The following is a 258-nucleotide window of genomic DNA, read 5'->3' on the forward strand; positions in this document are numbered from 1 at the left end:
ATATAGGTGTTATGAATAATTTAAGCTTAGATTCAATGTCGAGTCCACACACAAGTACAACCGAGAAACCTCGTCGTGGCCGGCCACCTAAAATATCCCGCGATAATCCTGATACGCGGGCAGAGCTTATCCGAAGTGGCCTTGAGCAATTAACAGAGCAAGGTTTTGCTTCATCGGGTATTGAACCTATTTTGAAAAAGGTGGGCGTACCAAAAGGCTCTTTCTATCATTACTTTGCCAGTAAAGAGGCTTTTGGAC

1 protein-coding gene is annotated in these 258 nt (G+C 43.8%); it reads left to right on the forward strand.

The genetic code is table 11. From position 1 onward, the window contains the following. Positions 1-11: 11 nt before the first annotated feature. Positions 12-258, forward strand: a 247-nt coding sequence (locus tag AAEZ22_RS18485; RefSeq protein ID WP_352298521.1) for a TetR/AcrR family transcriptional regulator, incomplete at its 3' end; no start/stop codon positions are given.

The organism is Pseudoalteromonas sp. 20-MNA-CIBAN-0454 (genome assembly GCF_040308685.1).
Taxonomy (GTDB): domain Bacteria; phylum Pseudomonadota; class Gammaproteobacteria; order Enterobacterales; family Alteromonadaceae; genus Pseudoalteromonas; species Pseudoalteromonas nigrifaciens.